This is a genomic window from Agrobacterium sp. fls2-241-TYG-188a (assembly GCF_030209845.1).
This window is the reverse complement of record NZ_JARVRD010000007.1, coordinates 241615-260863: the sequence shown is the minus strand read 5'-3', so window position 1 is coordinate 260863 and position 19249 is coordinate 241615. Positions and strand designations below refer to the sequence as shown.

24 protein-coding genes are annotated in these 19249 nt (G+C 57.2%); 10 read left to right on the top strand and 14 right to left on the bottom strand.

Annotation, left to right across the window (positions count from 1 at the left end):
• Positions 1 to 63: 63 nt before the first annotated feature.
• The 11 genes from zapE to tsaD all read right to left on the bottom strand — a co-directional run bounded on the left by zapE (position 64) and on the right by tsaD (position 9594).
• On the bottom strand, positions 64 to 1227 hold the full coding sequence (gene zapE / locus QRN85_RS20080; RefSeq protein WP_284759872.1) for a cell division protein ZapE: 1164 nt from the start codon (positions 1225 to 1227) through the stop codon (positions 64 to 66).
• A 47-nt stretch (positions 1228 to 1274) separates the two neighbouring features.
• A complete protein-coding gene (locus QRN85_RS20075; RefSeq protein WP_062590316.1) occupies positions 1275 to 1808 on the bottom strand; it encodes a protease inhibitor Inh/omp19 family protein in 534 nt (177 codons plus the stop codon).
• Between the two features lie 202 nt (positions 1809 to 2010).
• On the bottom strand, positions 2011 to 2790 hold the full coding sequence (locus QRN85_RS20070) for a succinate dehydrogenase iron-sulfur subunit (RefSeq protein ID WP_062590315.1): 780 nt from the start codon (positions 2788 to 2790) through the stop codon (positions 2011 to 2013).
• A gap of 15 nt (positions 2791 to 2805) precedes the next feature.
• On the bottom strand, positions 2806 to 4650 hold the full coding sequence (sdhA, locus tag QRN85_RS20065; protein WP_062590312.1) for a succinate dehydrogenase flavoprotein subunit: 1845 nt from the start codon (positions 4648 to 4650) through the stop codon (positions 2806 to 2808).
• Positions 4651 to 4656: 6 nt separating this feature from the next.
• Positions 4657 to 5037 (bottom strand): succinate dehydrogenase, hydrophobic membrane anchor protein, encoded by a 381-nt coding sequence (gene sdhD / locus QRN85_RS20060; RefSeq protein ID WP_062590310.1) that lies wholly within the window; start codon positions 5035 to 5037, stop codon positions 4657 to 4659.
• Between the two features lie 12 nt (positions 5038 to 5049).
• Entirely contained in the window at positions 5050 to 5442 is a 393-nt protein-coding gene (sdhC, locus tag QRN85_RS20055; protein WP_062590309.1) for a succinate dehydrogenase, cytochrome b556 subunit, read from the bottom strand.
• A 656-nt stretch (positions 5443 to 6098) separates the two neighbouring features.
• Positions 6099 to 6743 carry a class I SAM-dependent methyltransferase gene (locus QRN85_RS20050; RefSeq protein ID WP_284759871.1) on the bottom strand — a complete coding sequence of 215 codons (645 nt, stop codon included), beginning with the start codon at positions 6741 to 6743 and terminating at the stop codon, positions 6099 to 6101.
• Positions 6740 to 7192 carry an EVE domain-containing protein gene (locus QRN85_RS20045; protein WP_062590303.1) on the bottom strand — a complete coding sequence of 151 codons (453 nt, stop codon included), beginning with the start codon at positions 7190 to 7192 and terminating at the stop codon, positions 6740 to 6742. The genes QRN85_RS20050 and QRN85_RS20045 overlap by 4 nt, the downstream gene beginning before the upstream one ends.
• A 4-nt stretch (positions 7193 to 7196) precedes the next feature.
• Positions 7197 to 7490, bottom strand: a complete 294-nt coding sequence (locus QRN85_RS20040; protein WP_062590301.1) for a YciI-like protein — start codon at positions 7488 to 7490, stop codon at positions 7197 to 7199.
• Between the two features lie 20 nt (positions 7491 to 7510).
• Entirely contained in the window at positions 7511 to 8500 is a 990-nt protein-coding gene (locus QRN85_RS20035) for an NAD(P)H-dependent glycerol-3-phosphate dehydrogenase (RefSeq protein ID WP_284759870.1), read from the bottom strand.
• On the bottom strand, positions 8497 to 9594 hold the full coding sequence (tsaD, locus tag QRN85_RS20030) for a tRNA (adenosine(37)-N6)-threonylcarbamoyltransferase complex transferase subunit TsaD (protein WP_284759869.1): 1098 nt from the start codon (positions 9592 to 9594) through the stop codon (positions 8497 to 8499). The genes QRN85_RS20035 and tsaD overlap by 4 nt, the downstream gene beginning before the upstream one ends.
• Before the next feature lie 72 nt (positions 9595 to 9666).
• Here tsaD and hemC point away from each other — a divergent pair, with 72 nt between their 5' ends.
• The 6 genes from hemC (at position 9667) to QRN85_RS20000 (ending at position 15371) form a co-directional block, all read left to right on the top strand.
• Positions 9667 to 10596, top strand: a complete 930-nt coding sequence (hemC, locus tag QRN85_RS20025) for a hydroxymethylbilane synthase (protein WP_284759868.1) — start codon at positions 9667 to 9669, stop codon at positions 10594 to 10596.
• A 2-nt stretch (positions 10597 to 10598) separates the two neighbouring features.
• Positions 10599 to 11339 carry a uroporphyrinogen-III synthase gene (locus QRN85_RS20020; protein WP_284759867.1) on the top strand — a complete coding sequence of 247 codons (741 nt, stop codon included), beginning with the start codon at positions 10599 to 10601 and terminating at the stop codon, positions 11337 to 11339.
• 72 nt (positions 11340 to 11411) lie between these two features.
• Entirely contained in the window at positions 11412 to 12788 is a 1377-nt protein-coding gene (locus QRN85_RS20015; protein WP_284759866.1) for a COG4223 family protein, read from the top strand.
• Positions 12789 to 12791: 3 nt separating this feature from the next.
• Positions 12792 to 14408: a heme biosynthesis protein HemY gene (locus QRN85_RS20010; protein ID WP_284759865.1), complete on the top strand. Its 1617-nt coding sequence runs from the start codon at positions 12792 to 12794 to the stop codon at positions 14406 to 14408.
• 14 nt (positions 14409 to 14422) lie between these two features.
• Entirely contained in the window at positions 14423 to 14914 is a 492-nt protein-coding gene (locus QRN85_RS20005) for a tellurite resistance TerB family protein (protein WP_062590289.1), read from the top strand.
• A 166-nt stretch (positions 14915 to 15080) separates the two neighbouring features.
• Positions 15081 to 15371, top strand: a complete 291-nt coding sequence (locus QRN85_RS20000) for a YggT family protein (protein ID WP_062590288.1) — start codon at positions 15081 to 15083, stop codon at positions 15369 to 15371.
• Positions 15372 to 15452: 81 nt separating this feature from the next.
• On the opposite strand, the gene ppa is transcribed toward QRN85_RS20000, so the two are convergent.
• Together ppa and QRN85_RS19990 are read right to left on the bottom strand one after the other, a co-directional pair.
• A complete protein-coding gene (gene ppa / locus QRN85_RS19995; protein WP_062590286.1) occupies positions 15453 to 15986 on the bottom strand; it encodes an inorganic diphosphatase in 534 nt (177 codons plus the stop codon).
• Between the two features lie 223 nt (positions 15987 to 16209).
• The gene (locus tag QRN85_RS19990) at positions 16210 to 16446 is read right to left on the bottom strand and encodes a hypothetical protein (RefSeq protein ID WP_113092330.1); all 237 of its coding nucleotides are present in this window, start codon (positions 16444 to 16446) and stop codon (positions 16210 to 16212) included.
• A 111-nt stretch (positions 16447 to 16557) separates the two neighbouring features.
• On the opposite strand from QRN85_RS19990, the gene QRN85_RS19985 reads away from it, so the two are divergent.
• Together QRN85_RS19985 and QRN85_RS19980 are read left to right on the top strand one after the other, a co-directional pair.
• Positions 16558 to 17469 (top strand): HpcH/HpaI aldolase/citrate lyase family protein, encoded by a 912-nt coding sequence (locus tag QRN85_RS19985; protein WP_284759864.1) that lies wholly within the window; start codon positions 16558 to 16560, stop codon positions 17467 to 17469.
• Positions 17466 to 17672, top strand: coding sequence for a DUF1737 domain-containing protein (locus QRN85_RS19980; protein WP_062452936.1), 207 nt, complete (start codon positions 17466 to 17468; stop codon positions 17670 to 17672). Before QRN85_RS19985 ends, QRN85_RS19980 begins: the two co-directional genes overlap by 4 nt.
• A gap of 183 nt (positions 17673 to 17855) precedes the next feature.
• Here the strand turns inward: QRN85_RS19980 and QRN85_RS19975 are convergent, their stop codons facing one another.
• Positions 17856 to 18296 (bottom strand): metallopeptidase family protein, encoded by a 441-nt coding sequence (locus tag QRN85_RS19975; RefSeq protein WP_062452937.1) that lies wholly within the window; start codon positions 18294 to 18296, stop codon positions 17856 to 17858.
• A gap of 326 nt (positions 18297 to 18622) precedes the next feature.
• On the opposite strand from QRN85_RS19975, the gene rplU reads away from it, so the two are divergent.
• Positions 18623 to 18937 (top strand): 50S ribosomal protein L21, encoded by a 315-nt coding sequence (gene rplU, locus QRN85_RS19970; protein ID WP_045230876.1) that lies wholly within the window; start codon positions 18623 to 18625, stop codon positions 18935 to 18937.
• Positions 18938 to 18977: 40 nt separating this feature from the next.
• Positions 18978 to 19247 (top strand): 50S ribosomal protein L27, encoded by a 270-nt coding sequence (gene rpmA, locus QRN85_RS19965; RefSeq protein WP_062452938.1) that lies wholly within the window; start codon positions 18978 to 18980, stop codon positions 19245 to 19247.
• Positions 19248 to 19249: the final 2 nt, after the last annotated feature.

Here is a 19249-nt window from a genome sequence, read left to right as displayed (position 1 = left end):
TATTTTCAATCGTTTAGATGGAATAATTCTTACGTGAACGTAAGAATTTCAGACACGTTTCTGTCATGCTGCTTCACGTTTTTCGTTGTGGAGCGCGAGGTAGTCGGCACTGCGCATTTCAAAAAGTCGCGACGCCGTTCGGTCGAATTCGAAACCTTCGGTGCCTTTACGCGTCACCAAAAGCTCTTCCGGCATTGCTGCTGCCGATGCGATGACGCGGACCGTGTGGTCATAGAGCGCGTCGATCAGAATGATGAAACGTTTTGTCTCATTGCGTTTATTCGCGTCGAGAAGGGGGATGTGATCGATGAATACCGTGTCGAAACGAGCCGCGATCGCAAGAAAGTCGGAAGCACCGAGAGGCCTTTCGCAAAGGTCGGAGAACGAGAACCGGGCGATGCGACCGGTCGAACGTGGAACGTGGATCGACCGTCCCTTCATTTGTATCTCGGTCGATGCTACAGCCTGCCCGTTCACCAATTGCTGCCAGGCTCTTTCCATGGCTGCGTCCGCTGCATCGCCAAGCGGCGTAACATATACGGGCAGACTTCTGATCTTCTCCATCCGATAATCCGTTGGACTATCGAGCGTGACGACCTGGACGTGGCCTTTCAGCAGATCGACAAATGGCAGAAAGAGCCCGCGATTGAGGCCGTCCTTATAAAGATTGTCCGGAACGACATTTGACGTCGTCACCAGCGTGCATCCATGCGCGAAGAGTTCAGTGAAGAGACGCGCCAGGATCATGGCGTCAGCGATGTCGGTGACCGTAAACTCATCGAAGCAGAGGAGCTCCGCTTCCTCCAGAATTTGTGCCGCAACGGGAGGAATGGGGTCGGCCTGCTTGGTTTCGCCATTCTTGAGCTTCTGGCGATGGGCATGAACGCGATTATGGACGTCTGCCATGAATTCATGAAAATGGCAGCGTCGTTTCTTTTCCACCGGGGCTATGTTGAAGAACATGTCCATCAGCATCGTCTTGCCACGGCCGACACTACCGTGAACATAGAGGCCTTTGACCGAAGGAGCTGGCCCTGCCTTTTTGGCGAACATCCAGCCGAGAGCGCTTTTCTTTCTCGCCGGCTTGCGGATCTTCAAGTCGGTTAGAATGCGGTCGAGATTATGAGCGACATCAAGCTGGGCAGCATCTGCCTTCAACTCTCCAGAAGCGGTCAATGCCTGGAGCTGTTCTACGACGCTGTGGTTATAATCGGGCAATGGCTGCATGAAAGAGCCTTATGTGCGGGCACACGGATGCGCCCGCAGGGATGGAATTATCGGCTGAGGGTCAATGGCTGGCCACTGTTTGTCGTACCATCATATTTGGTCTCGCCAGTCTTGTAGACACGGCCGATCGTGTCACCGGCTCTGTTCTTGAACAGCACCATCTTGTTGGAAACTTCCCATGAGCCCATAGACGAAAGCTCACCTGCGCAGCCACGTGTGCCGCCACGCGAACCGCTGCCGAGGTTGGTCAGGGTCAGGAACATGTCACAGCTTGCGCCGCCATTCGAAACGCGCCAGTTGCCAACCATGGCTTCTTTCGTCACGTCCATCGCGGCAGCAGGTGCCGCGGAAGCGACGTTGGTGCCAGCAGGGGCCGCATTGCCAGGAGCTGTCGGGAACTGCGTGGAACCACCGGGTGGCGGCAATGAACCGGACTGAACGGAAGGCACCGGCTGCGCCTGAAGGGGCGGCGTGTAGCCGGAATTGCCACTCGGGCTGTTGTTGTAGTCATAAGAGGTACGCTGGCAACCGGCGAGGCTCATCACAACCGCAAGGCCTGTCACCACATATCTGAATTGCATCTCAAGCTCCCGATTCTCTGCTTCGGAAAGAACATGTCTACACAAAACGGCTGAATTATTACCAAAGAATTAGTCACGGCAAGCCGATGCTTCGATAATTACGATTTCAGCCGAATTTTATGCAAATCTTCAGCCCTCTGTCTGGTGAACAGGCCATTCACATGCGTCATGGCCTGTCTATTAAGTCAATATGGCGTGCCGCTTACACGCGACGCTCAACCATCATCTTCTTGATTTCGGCAATGGCCTTGGCGGGATTCAGACCCTTGGGGCAAGCCTGTGCACAGTTCATGATGGTGTGGCAACGATAAAGGCGGAAAGGATCCTCGAGATTGTCCAGACGTTCGCCGGTGGCTTCGTCGCGGCTGTCGATCAACCAGCGATAGGCCTGCAGCAGGACTGCCGGGCCAAGATAGCGGTCACCATTCCACCAGTAGCTCGGACAGGACGTGGAGCAGCAGGCGCACAGAATGCACTCATACAGACCGTCAAGCTTCATACGATCGTCGTGGCTCTGCTTCCACTCCTTGGCAGGAGTTGGCGAGACAGTCTTCAGCCATGGCTCGATCGAACGGTGCTGTGCGTAGAAGTTCGAAAGGTCAGGAACGAGGTCCTTGACCACAGGCATATGCGGCAGAGGATAGACCTTCACCGTGCCGTTAATGTCTTCCATGCCCTTGGTGCAGGCGAGCGTGTTCGTGCCGTCGATATTCATGGCACAGGAGCCACAGATACCTTCGCGACAGGAGCGACGGAGCGTCAGGGTCGGATCGATATTGTTCTTGATGTACAAAAGGCCATCGAGAACCATCGGGCCGCAATCATCCACGTCGATATAATAGGTATCGATGCGCGGATTTTGACCGTCATCAGGGTTCCAGCGGTAGATACGGTATTCGCGAACATTCTTCGCGCCCGCAGGCTTTGGCCAGACCTTGCCTTCGGTCATCTGAGAGTTCTTGGGAAGAGTCAGTTCAACCATGTCCAAAATCCTCTATCAGTAGACGCGGGCTTTTGGCGCGATCTTCTGAAGATCAATGCCATCGGCGATCAGGTCGGTATGCACTGGGCGATAGTCAAGCTTGACGTCACCCTGCTCATTTACCCATGCCAGCGTGTGCTTGCGCCAGTTGACGTCATCACGGCCACCGAACGGGCCGTCGACAAAGTCCTCGCGGGCGTGGCTTCCGCGGCTTTCCTTGCGCGCTTCCGCCCCGTAAACGGTCGTGATGGCATTGGCCATCAGGTTCTCAAGTTCCAACGTCTCGACAAGGTCGGAATTCCAGACCATCGAGCGGTCGGTGACCTTGATGTCTGGCAGTTCCTTCCAGATGGCCGAGATGCGCTTGCAGCCGCTTTCCAGCGATTCCTGCGTGCGGAACACCGCTGCATCGTCCTGCATGGCGCGCTGCATCTTGTCACGAAGAACGGCTGTTGGCGTGCTGCCATTGGCGTTGCGCAGACGGTCGAAGCGATCCATGATCTTGTCGCAGGCAGCGACATTGAGAGCCGGGATCGAGCTGTTGCGATCGATGACTTCTGCTGCGCGAATGGCTGCGGCACGCCCGAAGACCACGAGGTCGATCAGCGAGTTGGAGCCAAGTCGGTTCGCGCCATGGACGGAGGCGCAACCGGCCTCACCCACTGCCATCAGGCCGGGGATGATGCGCTCTGGATTTTCGCTGTCGGCGTTCAGCACTTCGCCCCAATAGTTGGTCGGAATGCCACCCATATTGTAGTGAACGGTCGGCAGAACCGGGATAGGCTCGCGGGTCACGTCAACGCCTGCAAAGATCTTCGCGCTCTCGGAAATACCCGGCAGACGCTCATGAAGGATAGCCGGATCGAGGTGATCCAGATGCAGGAAGATGTGGTCCTTGTTCTTGCCAACGCCACGGCCCTCGCGGATTTCCATGGTCATGCAGCGCGAAACGACGTCACGCGAAGCCAGGTCCTTTGCGGAAGGCGCATAGCGCTCCATGAAGCGCTCGCCTTCGGAGTTCACGAGATATCCGCCTTCACCGCGCGCGCCTTCGGTAATCAGGCAGCCCGCACCATAGATGCCGGTGGGGTGAAACTGGACGAACTCCATATCCTGAAGCGGAAGCCCGGCGCGTGCGATCATGCCGCCGCCATCGCCCGTGCAGGTGTGCGCGGATGTAGCGGAGAAATAGGCACGTCCGTACCCACCCGTCGCCAGCACCACCATCTTGGCGGAGAAGCGGTGGATCGTACCGTCATCGAGGTTCCAGGCAACGACGCCCGTGCAGCGGCTACCGTCATCCGACATGATGAGGTCGAGCGCGAAATATTCGATGAAGAATTCGGCGTTGTTGCGCAGCGACTGGCCATAGAGCGTGTGCAGGATGGCGTGACCGGTGCGGTCGGCAGCAGCACAGGTGCGCTGAACCGGCGGGCCTTCACCGTAATTCTGCATATGGCCGCCGAAGGGGCGCTGGTAGATCTTGCCTTCCGCGTTACGCGAGAAGGGAACGCCGTAATGCTCCAGCTCATAGACCGCCTTTGGCGCTTCCATGGCGAGATACTGCATGGCGTCAACATCGCCCAGCCAGTCGGAGCCCTTAACGGTATCGTAAAGGTGCCACTGCCAGCAGTCTGGCGTCATGTTGGTCAGCGATGCGGCAATGCCGCCCTGCGCTGCAACCGTGTGCGAGCGGGTGGGGAAGACTTTGGTGATGCAGGCCGTCTTGAAGCCCTGTTCGGCCATGCCGAGCGTCGCGCGAAGACCCGCGCCACCAGCGCCGACGACAATCACATCATAGGAGTGATCGACGTAGTTGTAGGCCTTGCCGTTCTGTGAAGGTGAACTGATCGATGCCATGACAAATTATCCTGCAAATGCGATTTTCAGTACGGCGAAGAGGCAAAGTCCGCCCATGATGACCGCGAAGAAAGTGTTGAGCATCAAAAGCGCCAGCTTGGGCACTTCGGCATGTATGTAATCTTCGATGATGACCTGCATTCCGAGCTTCATGTGGATGATGCCGGAAACGACGACAAGCCCCATGACAACGGCCACAAGCGGGTTCGACAGAGCGGAGGCGACTTCCTCGTAGGGTGCGCCGCCATACATGACCAGGAAAACGACAAAGAAAATAAGCAAAGGTACGTTTGCCACTGCGGTCAGGCGCTGGCGCCAGAAATGCTCAGTGCCATCCTTGGCCGAGCCAAGTCCGCGAACCTTGTTGAGAGGTGTGCGCATATCCATGAAAATATCTCCTCAGCGCACGATCAGGGCGACAACCCAGATCAGCGCGGTCAGACAGATCGAAACGACGAAGGACGCCTTCGCGATCCTGGTCGTGAAATGCTTGTCGAAGCCATGCCCGAGGTCCCACATAAAGTGGCGAAGGCCGCCCAGCATGTGGTGGACGAGCGCCCAGGTATAACCGATCAGGATCAGTTTACCGATGATGGAACTCATTGCCCACTGCACCCAGCTGTAGGCGTCGACGCCAGAAGCGGTCGCAATCAGCCACCAGGCAACAAGCACCGTGCCGAAATACAGTGCGCCACCGGTGACGCGATGCATGATGGATGCGACCATCGTCGGAATGGGCTTGTAGATTTGAAGATGCGGCGACAAAGGCCGATTGTTTGTCGTATTCGCCATATGGACCTCACGGCGTTTCCTGCGCCCGCAAGCCGGACGCCCCCAAACAACGCACATGACGGAGGAATGTGCATTGCACCAACCGCGACCTTTAATCGCACGAGGCGGCAACCACAAGCACATTTGGGCGCCAAAACGAATTTAATCGATTGTGTATCGAAGATTCTTTGCGATTGAAGGATCAAAAATAAAATATCCAGCGTTTCCAAGCCAAGACGCATATTTTTTCTTACGTAAACGTTAGAAAAAATGCGGCAGATTCCATTTATTCAGGAGATAAAATCTCATGTTTGCGCACCGTAACCTGATACCGTTTCTGGGGCTCCTGACGGCCATTTCCGGCGTTTCTGTCGCTCATGCGGAATACTCGAAAAGCCCTTTCCGGCATCATCATTCTTATGGGCGCCATGACAAATCAATTTATAGTGGTGACAGCCTGACGACCTCCATCCGCCGATTGGGAACCTTTTCAGGTGGCATCACGGCCTTTCGGGAGAGAAGAAATGGCAATTATTTCGCAGTGGAGGGAGGCGCTTTCTCAAGGCCTGGCGCTGGCGGTCTGCCCAAACCGCGCATTATCCACGTCGACAAGGCCAGGTCGGATGCCTCATGTTCCTATGAGGCAGGCGTGTGCGTCATAAGGCCCTGAGAGACCATCATGCAAACCGCCAAACCGTTGTCTTCTTGACATCACTATCCTCAAGCGCCCGCGTTACCGGCACTTGATAGGTCGCGCAGGCGAGAAGATCGTCTTTGGGAAGATAGGCGCGCCCAGGGTCGCCGACGAGAACGCCAATACCGCACCGAGTCAGTTCGCGAAGCCATGGCCGAAGCAGTCCGGCGAATGCGCTGTCATAAAAGACGTCGCCAGCGAGAAGGACATCGGTCTCCACATCCCGGCCGATAATGCCATCGCCGGAAAAATCCACCTGCACACCATTCAGCGCCGCGTTGAGGCCAACCGCCGTCTGCGCCCATGGATCGATATCGATGGCGGTAACGCTCAAGGCGCCAGCCTTGGCCGCCGCGATGGCGACCAGCCCCGATCCACTGGCAAAATCTATCACACGCTTGCCTGCCACCTCCTGCGGATGGTCGATGATATAGCGCGCAAGGCCCTGGCCGCCGGCCCAGGCGAATGCCCAGAACGGCGGCGGGAGTCCGATTTCCTGCAACTCATCTTCCGTCTTCAGCCATAGATCATGCGCCTCGCTTGCCAGATGAAGTAGGATTTCCGGCACGTGTGGCGGCGACTGAACGGATGTATTTTCCCGGATGAAGGTCTCAGGATCGGTTTTCACTCGTCCGTTTCCGGCGATTGTGGCGGATCGGCCAGCTTTCCCATACGGCAGACTTCACGATATTCCGCCTCCGTGACAGGCTGTACGGACAGGCGCATAGAGGTGACAAGGGACATTTCGGCAAGCTTGGGGTTGGCCTTCACATCCTTTAACGTGACTGGTGACGGCATGTCGCAGACAGCTTTGATGTGGACGCAATCCCATCGCGCGTCGCCTTCAGCCGTCGAATCGGGCCGGGACAATTCGCACACTTCCACGATGCCGACGACTTCAAGACCCTCGTTGGAATGATAGAAAAATCCCTTGTCGCCCAGCTTCATGGCGCGCATGTTGTTGCGCGCCTGATAATTGCGAACGCCGCCCCATTCCTCGCCCGCCTCTCCCTTCGCCTTCTGCTGGTCCCATGACCAGGTGGAAGGTTCGGACTTGAACAGCCAGTAATTCGGCATGGTCTCATGCTCCCGGATTGTTGAAGACCCAGTTATACGGTCTGACCTCGACGCTCTCGAACAGGCCAGCCTTTGCGTAAGGATCAGCATCGGCCAAGGCCCGTGCCGCATCGATATCGGCAGCTTCGACAATTACCAGGCTGCCATTGGGCTTGCCTTCGGCATCCAGAAAGGGGCCAGCCATTTTCAGCGTTCCCGCTGCATTGAGCGCGTTCAAATGCTCAAGATGAGCAGGGCGTGTTTCCATCCGCACATGCAGATGATCGGACTTGTCTTTGCAAATGAAAGCAAACAGCATTCTCGTCTCCTCGTAAGGCCCTATTCCGTGGTGATGGGCCGGGTCATTAACTGTTGGATGGCGGCGCTGATCTCCAGCCTGCCATCGATGATGGACGCAACGGCATCGGTAATCGGCATCTCCACGCCAAGCCCGTCAGCCAGCCGCGAAGCGACCGAGGCGGCGTAGGCACCTTCCACCAACCCGCCATGGAACGATCCCGGATCACCACCCTGCCCCAGCATGATTCCGAAGCGCAGGTTGCGGGACTGATGGCTGGTCGCCGTCAGCACCAGGTCTCCCAGGCCCGAGAGGCCGCGGACCGTATCCGCATTGCCACCCATTGCCACGACCAGACGAGACATTTCCGTCAATCCACGCGAGATCAATGCTGCCCGGGCGGACTCGCCCAAACCAGCGCCCTCGACGATTCCGGCAGCGATGGCCAGAACATTCTTTAACGCCCCACCCAGTTGCACGCCGATCCGGTCACTGGATGCGTAAAGCCGGAATGTGCTTCCGGAAATCATTTTCGCAAGACGCTCTGCGAGGCTCGTCTCATGCGCAGCGAAAGCCATCGCGGTCGGCAGTCCCTTCGCGATGTCGGCTGCAAAGCCCGGGCCGGATAGAACGCATATGGAATGATGAGGCAGTTCACGCTCCAGCACATCCGTCAACAACTGGCCAGACAGCCGGTCGATCCCCTTGGCGCAAGTCGCAACGACTGCATCCTTAGCCAGATAAGGACCATAAGTCCGGGCTGCATCGGCCTGCGCCTGGGACGGCATGGCGAAAAGGACGAGACTTGCATCTTTCAGAACGTCGGCCTCAGCCGAATATTGCAGGGCGTCGGGTAATGAAATGCCAGGAAGTGCTGCATCGTGAAAGCCGCTGTCTCGCAAATCCGCCATCAAGCTGGCATCCCGGCCAAGAAGTGTCACATCGTGTCTGTTCTCAAGTGCCACCACAACCGCTATCGCGGTACCAAAGGCACCTGCACCGATCACGACGATCCGGTCCCTTGCCGTCATGCCTTTGCGCCTCGCTTGCCAAAGCCGATCAGTGTTTGCGCCTGCGCATCCAGAGGCCAGCGCGATCGCGGCTGGACGTCCAAACTATCGGGAGCGATGCCGAGCGCCATCCGCTCCAGCCCTGCCCATCCGATCATGACCGCATTATCCGTACACAAATGCAAAGGCGGCGCGACAAATCGAAAATGGTGGATCTCGCACAGTTGCTGAAGCGTGCGGCGGATTTCCTGGTTGGCGGCCACACCACCGGCAACGACAAGCGCCGGCGTGCCGGACACATCAGGATATTCTTCCATGAACCGCTGAAGACCGCGACCGATCCGGTCCTTAAGTGTCCGCGAGACGGCTTTCTGGAAAGAGGCGCAGATATCGGCGATATCCTGCTCCGAAAGGGGGGCTATCGCGGTCGCCGCCTGCCGGACTGCCGTCTTCAGGCCGGAGAAGGAAAAGTCGAGCCGCGCCTCCCCGACCATGGGACGGGGCAGATTGAAACGATCTGCGTTTCCTTTCGCTGCTGCCTTCTCAACGGCCGGACCACCCGGATAAGGCAGCCCCAGGAGCTTGGCCGTCTTGTCGAAGGCTTCGCCCAAGGCGTCATCGATCGTCGTGCCCCATCGTTCATATTCACCAACGCCCCGCACAAGAATGAGCTGGGTGTGGCCGCCGGAGACAAGCAGCATCAGATAGGGAAATGGCAGCCCGTCCGTCAGACGCGCCGTGAGCGCATGGCCCTCCAGATGATTGATGGCGTAAAGAGGCTTGTTCGCCGCCCTGGCGATGGCCTTTCCGGTCATCAGGCCGACGATCAGACCCCCGATCAATCCCGGACCGGATGTCGCGGCGACAGCATCGATCTCCGACAAGGACACATTGGCTGACGTCAAAGCTTCCTCGATCAGCCTGTCGAGAGCCTCGACATGGGCTCGCGCTGCAATCTCGGGGACAACACCGCCATAGGCGCTGTGTTCTTCAAGCTGCGACAAAACGACGTCGGAGAGTATTTCACCCTGACCGTTTTCATGGCGAACCACCACGGAAGCAGCGGTTTCGTCACAACTTGTCTCAATACCGAGGATACGAAGAATGGGGGTCATCAGCCGGTTCGTTGATTGCGGTTTTTCAGAAACTTGGGTACGAACACCTCCGGTAACAATGGATAGAAGCGGATGCAAACAAAACCTTTCCGAATTGGCACGCGCGGCAGCCCGCTTGCCCTGGTACAGGCCTTTGAAACCCGTGACCGCCTGATGGCTGCGCACGGTCTTCCTCAGGACATGTTCCAGATCGTTCCGCTTTCCACCAAGGGAGACCGGATGACGGATCGCCCCCTGTCGGAAATCGGCGGCAAAGGACTGTTTACCGAAGAGCTGGAAACCCAGCTCCTGTCCGGAGACCTCGATTTTGCCGTGCATTGCGCCAAGGACATGTCGACACGGCTGCCGGATGGGCTGCACCTTTCCGCCTATCTCCCGCGCGAAGATGTTCGAGATGCCTTCATCGGCAGGACGGCTGCAAGATTGATCGAGCTTCCCCATGCGGCAACGGTCGGCTCCGCCTCGCTTCGACGTCAGGCACTCATCCGTCGCTTGCGCCCCGATATCAACGTCATCATTTTTCGCGGTCTGGTGGACACGCGCCTTCGCAAGCTTGAAGAGGGGCAGGCCGATGCGACATTGCTCGCCCTTGCTGGCCTGAAAAGGCTTGAGAAGGAAACCGTCCCCACGGAAATACTGGACGCCGCGACATTCCCGCCCGCTCCCGGTCAGGGGGCGATTGCGCTGGAAAGCCGCATTGGCGACACCCGCGTGGAGAATTTGCTCGCTGCTGTCGATCATCGCGAAACGACCGATGCGGTAAACTGCGAAAGAGCGTTTCTGGCCGCTCTGGATGGCTCCTGCCGAACCCCCATTGCCGGTTATGCGACCTGCGACGGCGACATCTTGAATTTCCACGGCATGATCCTGACACCGGATGGGCGGACCGAACACAGTATCGAAGTTTCGGGCAAACGCACTGAAGCCGAAGCGCTGGGGCTAAAAGCCGGTGAGAAGGTCAGAACTGCAGCGGGAACCGGCTTCTTCGAAAGCTGGGGGTGACCATGCGCGTTGTCGTCACGCGCCCGCAAGCGTCGGGCATGAAGACGGCACAGCTGTTGAGGCAGCGAGGCCACGAGGCCATTCTGCTGCCATTGGTTCGCCCCCTTCATTTGGCACAAGCCTGTGTGGACGCATTCGCGTCGAGACCGGGCGCCTTCGCCGTGACCAGCGCAGAAGCCATCCGCGCGCTTGAAGAGCACCTGCCCCGGCATCCGGCGATCCCGGACGTGCCGCTTTACGCGGTCGGCGCAGCATCTGCCAAGGCAGCGCAAGAGGCCGGTTTCAAAACCGTCTCCGCCGGTCAAAGCGATGGCTCCGCCTTGGCAGAACTCATTGCGAACGACTGCACGGCTGGGAGAATTAGCGGCGGCATAACCTATCTCGCCGGAACTCTTCGCGAAGATGGTTTCGAGCGAAGATTGTCCTCGCTCGACATTCCCTTCGAAACGGTCGAGGTATACGGGATGAGCGCCGTTGACTGGAGCAGACACGAACTCGAACACACGCTTGGCAGCGAACCCGTTGATGGGGTGCTGCTCTATTCTGCAGACGCTGCGCGCAGATTTTTCGCGCTCTGTGATCAGCTTCAGCTTTCAACCCGGCTCGCCAGAGCGCATTTTGTCTGCATCAGCGAAAAAGTGCGTTCTCACGTGCCGGAACCCTTTCGACATGTTGCATGGGCCAGGGCCGACCCCGTCGAAGACCAGATGTTCAATCTGCTTGAACAAAAAGCGGGAACCTAATTCCCTCTTTCCCCTTTCCTTTGCCGTTATCACTGACTAGGTTTAGGGAAATGCAGGCAGAATGAGGTTGTCATGGTATCGGGAAAGCCGCCACGCCACTCCAAATCCAGCACCGAGCCAGTCACAATTGACCTGGACGCCAAGGACGTGAAGGAAATTGGCAAGGAAAAGGACGCCGCCGCAGCGGATGTAAAGGGCAAGTCTGAACCTGAGCACACGTCTGAACCTGAAAAGGCTGCAGCAACAGCGCCGATTGCGCCCTCAGACACATCTAAGGACAGCCCCAAACCCGTCTGGGACCAACCGGTCAAAAAGCCTATCGAGCCGGAGCCGAATATACAGAAGACGGAAGAATTGAAGGCCGAAAGCTCGAAAGCCCAGGAGAGCCCCAAGGCGTCATCGGTCCCTCCCACGAAGGCTGAATCCATCAAAGTCAACGAACCAAAATTATCCGCTCCGAAGGTGGAAACGACGGCGTCAGCACAAGCAAAGAGCGCGAGCTCTGCGACGTCGAGCCCAAAGAGTACGGCTGACAACCGCAGCGGAAACTCAGGATTGCTCGCCGCCGGTATCGTCGGTGGCCTGATCGCCCTCTTGGCTGCCGGCAGTATGCAATATGCCGGTTACCTCCCGCCATTTGCGGGTACGTCGACCTCGTCTGACGAGCTGACGGCCATGAAGACGCAGATCGCAAACCTGCGCGCTCAGATTGACCAGGCCCCTCAGGCAGCAGGCGACACATCTCAATTGGAAAGCCGTCTGGCTGCTTTGGAGAATGCTTCGACCGGCGGCGATCTCGCTGGCAAGATCGAGGCGCTGGAAACGACGGTCGCGACACTTCAATCCGAAAAGGCGGCGCAGGATACGGCCAACTCGGATCTGACGAGGCGTCTGAGCGAAGCGGAAGCCAAGCTTAACGAGCCGCGTGACGATATCGAGGTTGCGCGTGCCATCGCCTCTGCCGGGCTGAAAGCAGCAATCGATAGGGGAGGCCCGTTTCTGGCCGAGCTCGACACGCTGTCGCGCGTAACGCCCGACGATCCGGCAATCCAGTCTTTACGGCCTTTTGCGAATACGGGCGTGCCATCGCGGTCTGAATTGACCCGCAATTTCCCTGATGTCGCCAATGCCATGCTGGATTCGCTTGACCAGGCAGACCCCAACCAGGGAATTTTCGCGCGACTGACCGACAGCGCTCTGTCCTTGGTCAAGGTTAGACCTGTTGGAAATATTGAGGGTGAAGGCGCGGAAGCCAAGATCGCCCGGATGGAAGACAAGTTGCGCAATGGCGATCTAAAGGGTGCCGCCCTTGAATGGGACGGGGTGCCCGATGCAGCCAAGGCCGTGTCTGGAGACTACAAGAAGTCGCTCGATGCACGCATCCAGGTTGAGGACCTCGTCAATGCCACGCTGACGCGTGCCATCAACAGCACGGGGCAACAGGGATAAGACATGACAAAAATTATCAGTTACGCCGTCATCGTACTTCTTGTTGGCTTCGGCTTTTCCTGGCTCGCAGACAGGCCGGGCGTTCTTTCCATCGTCTGGCAAGGTCAGCTCATCGAAATGAGCCTGATGGTCGCCGCATCCATATTGGGCGGATTGATCGCCACGATCATGATCGTCTGGTGGCTGTTCAACACGGTCTGGAATTCCCCACGGGCCGCAAAACGTTATTTTCGGGCGCGCAAACGCGACCGCGGATATCAGGCGCTGTCCACCGGCTTGATCGCTGCGGGCGCCGGAAACGCCATACTTGCACGCAAGATGACAGCGCGCACGCAGGGCCTTCTCAGCGCAGATCAGGAGCCGCTCATTCATCTGCTGGAAGCGCAGGCCGATCTGATCGAAGGCAAATATGACGCGGCCCGGCGGAAATTCGAGGCGATGGCACAGGACCCGGAGACCCGCGAACTCGGTCTGCGTGGCCTCTATATGGAAGCGCGGCGCCAGGGTGCCAATGAAGCAGCGCTCGAATATGCAGAGGATGCCGCGAGAAACGCGCCATACCTTCCTTGGGCGGCGCAAGCGACCCTGGAAAGCAAATCCCGCAATGGCGAGTGGGACGATGCGATCCGGCTGCTCGATCAGCAAAAGGCTGCAGGTGTCATAGACCGTGGTGAAGCAGAACGCCTGAAAGCCGTGCTATTGACTGCGAAAGCAGAGGAAAAGTTCGAAAGCGATCCAAAAGCCGCGCGCGAGGATGCAAAGCAGGCTTTGAAATTGTCGAAGGACCTCGTCCCTGCGGCGCTTGTCGCGGCTCGCTCTTATCTTCGCGAAGACAATCTTCGCAAGGCAGCCTCCGTTCTCGAACCGGTGTGGAAGAACGCGCCGCACCCGCAGGTCGCGCAGCTCTATGTCCGCGCACGCAGTGGAGATACGGCAACGGATCGGCTGAAACGTGCCGAGCGGCTGGAAAGCCTTAAACCCAATAATGTCGAGTCCCTGATCGCGGTCGCTCAGGCAGCACTCGACGCCAAGGAATTCGGCCGGGCCCGTGCAAAAGCGGAAGCCGCTGCGCGCATGGAGCCCAGAGAAAGCATCTTTCTGCTGATGGCTGACATCGAGGAGGCCGAAACCGGAGATCAGGGCCGGATACGCCATTGGATGGCACAGGCGCTGCGCGCGCCCCGCGATCATGCCTGGGTTGCCGATGGCATTGTCTCGGAGAAATGGTTGCCGGCATCTCCCGTTACGGGCAGGCTTGACGCATTCGAGTGGAAGATGCCCTTCGGACATGTGGAAGGGCCGATTGAGGAAATGAGCGTCGACCAAGCTCTCTCGTCGCTGCCCGATCTGGCCAAACCCGAAATCCGCGAGAAAATCATAGAGGTTCCCGTCGCGGTGCGGGAGACCGCTGTTGCGTCTGTTCAGTCGCCCGTAAAAGATGACCCTTCTACGGGTGCCAAGAAGGCGATTGTTGAACCTGCGTCAACCGCAAGGGACCAACAGAAAACAGCCCAGAAGACACCTGAGCCGGTGCCGTTCTTTGGCGGGCTGCCGGATGATCCCGGTGTCAAAAAGGCGAATGCTGAACCGGACGAGAAAACACGATTGAAGTTGTTTTGATTGGATAGGATGCCATGTTTGAAAATATCCAATCGTTTTTCCAGAATTTGACGCAATCAAGCGCATCGCGTGATTTTCCGCCGGATGATCTGCGTGTGGCTATCGCAGCCCTCTGTTTTCAGGTGATGGAAGCGGATGGTACCGTCTCAAAGGTTGAGCGTCAGCGCCTGCGGCAATTGCTTCAGGAACACTACCAGCTGAGTTCCGGCAAACTCGATGCCCTGATGGAGGCCGGCCGGGAAGCTGGCCGGGAAGCGGTCGATTATTACCGCTTTACCTCAGACATCCGCCGTCATCTCGATGAGGAAAAGCGGGTCGAACTGATCGGCATCCTCTGGGACATCGTCTATGCGGATGGTGAGCGCAATGAGATGGAGGATCACGTCATCTGGCGCGTCGCTGATCTCCTGGGCGTCTCCGTACGCGACCGGGTCCTTCAACGCCAGCAGGCGTCCAGCCATGTCGATGCGCAACAGGACATCGAGGATCACAAAGATCCCGTCTGATTGGTGCGCGAAGTGGGCTGCCAGCCGAGCTGGCCATGGCCCTCATGCTCACGAGACGCGGATCACGTGTATTTTGGCAATACTGCATAAAGCTTGATGAGCGAGCGGCACTTGTCGGTTGCTCCGCCAATGTCTAAATGTCATCCAACAACAAATGGAGACATTGATGCTTGCCCTGTTTCAGACGATAGATCTGGCTTTGAACCTTTATACCTGGATATTGATTGCCAGTGCAATCTTCTCCTGGCTCTACGCCTTCAATGTCATAAACTCCTCCAACCAATTCGTCAGCGCCATCGGGAGCTTTCTTTACAACGTCACCGAGCCTGCGCTGCGCCCGATCCGTCGCGTGCTTCCCAATCTCGGCGGCATTGATATCTCGCCGATCATACTTCTGCTGCTGATCTTCTTCATTCGCTCGCTGATGTGGAACACGATTTATCCGCTGGTTGCCTGAGCCTCGGCAAGTCCAAAGAAAAACCTCCGGACCGATCTCGATCCGGAGGTTTTCTTTATTCAGCTATTTGGAAGCTGTTGATCAGGCCTGAGCCTTGTAGCGCTCGATCGCTTCGATGATAAGCTTGCGGGCAACGTCAACATTCTGCCAGCCGCCCATCTTTACCCATTTGCCGGGCTCCAGATCCTTGTAGTGCTCGAAGAAGTGCTCGATCTGCTTCAGCGTGATTTCTGGCAGGTCCGTGTAGTTCTGAACCTTGTCGTAACGCTGGGTCAGCTTTGGAGCAGGCACAGCCAGGATCTTTTCATCCTTGCCGCCATCGTCTTCCATGATCATCACGCCGATTGGACGAACGTTGATGACGCAACCGGGCACCAGTGGGCGCGTGTTACAGATGAGAACATCGATAGGGTCGCCATCTTCTGAAAGCGTATGCGGCACGAAGCCGTAGTTACCCGGATAGGTCATCGGAGTGTAGAGAAAGCGGTCGACGATCAAGGCGCCCGCTTCCTTGTCCATCTCGTACTTGATCGGGTGACCGCCAACCGGCACCTCAACGATCACATTGACGTCATTCGGCGGGTTCTTGCCGACAGAAATTGCATCGATACGCATTCGCTTCCCTCGATTAGGTGGGTTGAACTCGCATGTCGATACTTTGAAAGGAGAGGCATTGCAACATAACTTAGCCCAATGCGATGAAAGTCCCGCTCTAATATGCGGGCAGGTTCGCTCCTGCATATGTGGCAACGACGCTCATCGGGGCGAGCCGTTTCGACGTCTGTCGGGGCTCACAAGCCCCCGACGCTGCCGTGAAAATCAGCCGAGCCGTTTGAGATCAGAGGTCGATGATCGTTCCGCGACCGTCGTTCCACACGCGCATGTTCTGTGGTTTGCGGTGTTTAGGATTGACGGGTATTGGAGCAGGTTTGAGGCGGGCTGAAAACATGCGCGCCAAGCTCAGCACGGCCAAGGTACCGACCAGTGCGACCGTCAATGAAGCGGTAAAGAGAGCGGCAAGTGCCAGAACTGCGATGCTGGAAGCCGCGATAAAGAATGTACGAATGCCCTGCATGGTTCAAACCTTTCTGTCCAAACGAATGTGGGCCTTCTTTGCGTTGCTTGCAAGAGGATGCACACCGCCTATATGCTTGCGAATGTCACAAAAGGTTGACACAAGTGCGGCATGGTCGATTTTTATTTCAACAATACTGTCCGCCCCCGCCGCTCACTGCTTTCAGTGCCTGCAATCAACAAGCGCGCTTTAGCGAAACTGAAGACGCTGGATTGCGACGGCGTCATCTTCGACCTTGAAGATTCCGTTGCACCCGACCTCAAGGATGAGGCGCGAAACAATCTTCTGGCCTTCTTCAAGGACACGCCGCTGGCGGGTCGTGAAACCATTATCCGCATCAATCCGGTTTCCGTAAATGTCGGGCAACGCGATTTGATCGCTGCACTGGAATGCGGGCCAAACGCGATCCTTTTGCCGAAAGTTGAGCAGCCGTCCCAGATTCAGGACGTCGCGGACCTTCTGGCCGAAGCAGATGCGCCCGATGATATCAAAATCTGGGCCATGATCGAAACGCCAAAAGGCATCCTGAATGCAGCATCCATTGCCGAATCCTCGCACACCGAGGCTGCCAGGCTTGGCGCCTTCGTCGTCGGCCTCAATGATCTGCGCAAGGCAACCCATGTTCCCGCGCAGCCGGGCCGAGCCTATCTCGTGCCGTGGCTGATGCAGACCGTTTTGGCGGCGCGCGCCTATGGGCTGGATGTCTTTGACAGCGTATCGAACGACTTCCACGATCTCGATGCTTTTGCAGCGGAATGCGATCAGGGCCGCGCCATGGGTTTCGATGGCAAGATGTTGATCCATCCAGCCCAGATCGACGCCGCAAACCGGGCCTTTGCTCCCACGGAAGAGGCACTGGCCGAGGCGCGCGAGATCATTGCGGCTTTCGCAAAGCCGGAATCTGTGGGATTGAACGTCATCAACTCCAACGGGCGCATGATCGAGAGGCTGCATGTCGGCCAGGCCGAAAGGCTGGTGGCAATGGCTGAGATCATCGACCATAGAAAGGCAGAAAAACCATGAAAGTCTATCGCTTCATCACCGGTCCGGACGACGCGAAGTTTTGTCACCGTGTCACCGAAGCTCTTAACAAGGGCTGGGAACTGGCGGGATCACCGACCTACGCCTTTAATGCAGCGACAGGCGTAATGCATTGCGGCCAGCCTGTGATCAAAACTGTCGAAGGCAAAGAGTACCACCCGGACATGAAGCTGGGCGAGCAGTAGTATAGGGTTGCGCCGCTGGCGGCGGGAGGAAGATGTAAGCCCCTTCCCACGTCACCCCGCACTTGCTGCGGGGTCCAGTGATCCGACGTCCGTCGGATCGAAAGACACTTTTCAGCCCAACGACTTGAGCTGACTGGATTCCGGATCAAGGCCGGAATGACGGTAGAAGAATGGCCTTAACGATCAACGATCCGTCGCTGCCTCGTCGGCACTTTCCTCGATGCGCTCCATGTCATCATCTGACAGGCCGAAATGGTGGCCGATTTCGTGGATGAGCACATGGGTAATGATATCGCCCAGCGTTTCCTCGTTTTCGGCCCAGTAATCCAGGATCGGGCGACGGTAAAGAGTGATGCGGTTGACCATCTCTCCCGTTTCCATCGTAAAGCGCTCTGAAATGCCGCGGCCTTCGAAAAGACCCAGAAGATCGAAAGGCGTCTCAAGCGCCATGTCCTCGAACACTTCATCAGTCGGAAAATCCGCGATCTCGATGATGAGATCCTTGGTCAGCGCGCGAAACTCTTCCGGCAGGTGGCCATATGCCTCTATGGCAAGCGATTCAAACGCTGAAATCGTCGGCGCATGGCGGTCGCGCCAGTCGTCGGTTTTGTCTATGCGGGCCATTTCTGCTCCTTGTGTGCCGCCCATATAAACCCTTGCCGACGAAATTTCGAGACCTCTTTGCCACAAGCGGCAAAATCACCTGAGATTCTTGACGTTTTGGGTTATTTTTCGGGTGTGAATGATCTTGACAGAAACCGCCACCTCGCATATCCCACACGAAAATCGAGGGCGTATTGCGCCTTCTGTTTGCATCGCTTTGTCAAAAGCGGTTTCACCGGCTGGGTTTCAAGAGGCATAAACCTCTCAAATCTTTGCTATTCGACTGATAAAAAGACGGCCAGCACGCATTTGCAGGCAGAGCCGGAACGAACATGAAAGGATAAAAAATGTTCGCAGTCATCAAGACCGGCGGTAAACAGTACCGCGTAGCAGCCAACGACGTGCTGACCATCGAAAAGCTGGAAGCAGACGCTGGCGCAACTGTAGAATTCACCGAAGTTCTCGTGATCGGCGTTGGCGCTGACGCACAGTTCGGCGCTCCTTTCGTTGCTGGCGCAACGGTCAAGGCTGAAGTTGTCGAGCACAACCGCGGCAAGAAGGTCATCGCCTTCAAGAAGCGTCGTCGTCAGAACTCCAAGCGCACACGCGGTCATCGTCAGCACCACACTGTCGTCCGCATCACGGACATCGTTGCTGCCTGATCGGCGCGACACGGGAAACTAGGTTTAAAGGAGCAATCCAATGGCACATAAAAAAGCTGGTGGTTCTTCGCGTAACGGTCGCGATTCCAACTCCAAGCGCCTTGGCGTAAAGAAGTTCGGCGGCGAAGCCGTCATTCCAGGCAACATTATTCTGCGCCAGCGCGGCACGCAGTGGCATCCGGGCGCCAATGTCGGCCTCGGCAAGGACCACACGATTTTCGCGCTGACCGCCGGCAATGTATCCTTCCGCACGAAGGGCAATGGCCGCGTATACGTGTCTGTGGCACCGAAAGCCGAAGCAGCAGAATAAGC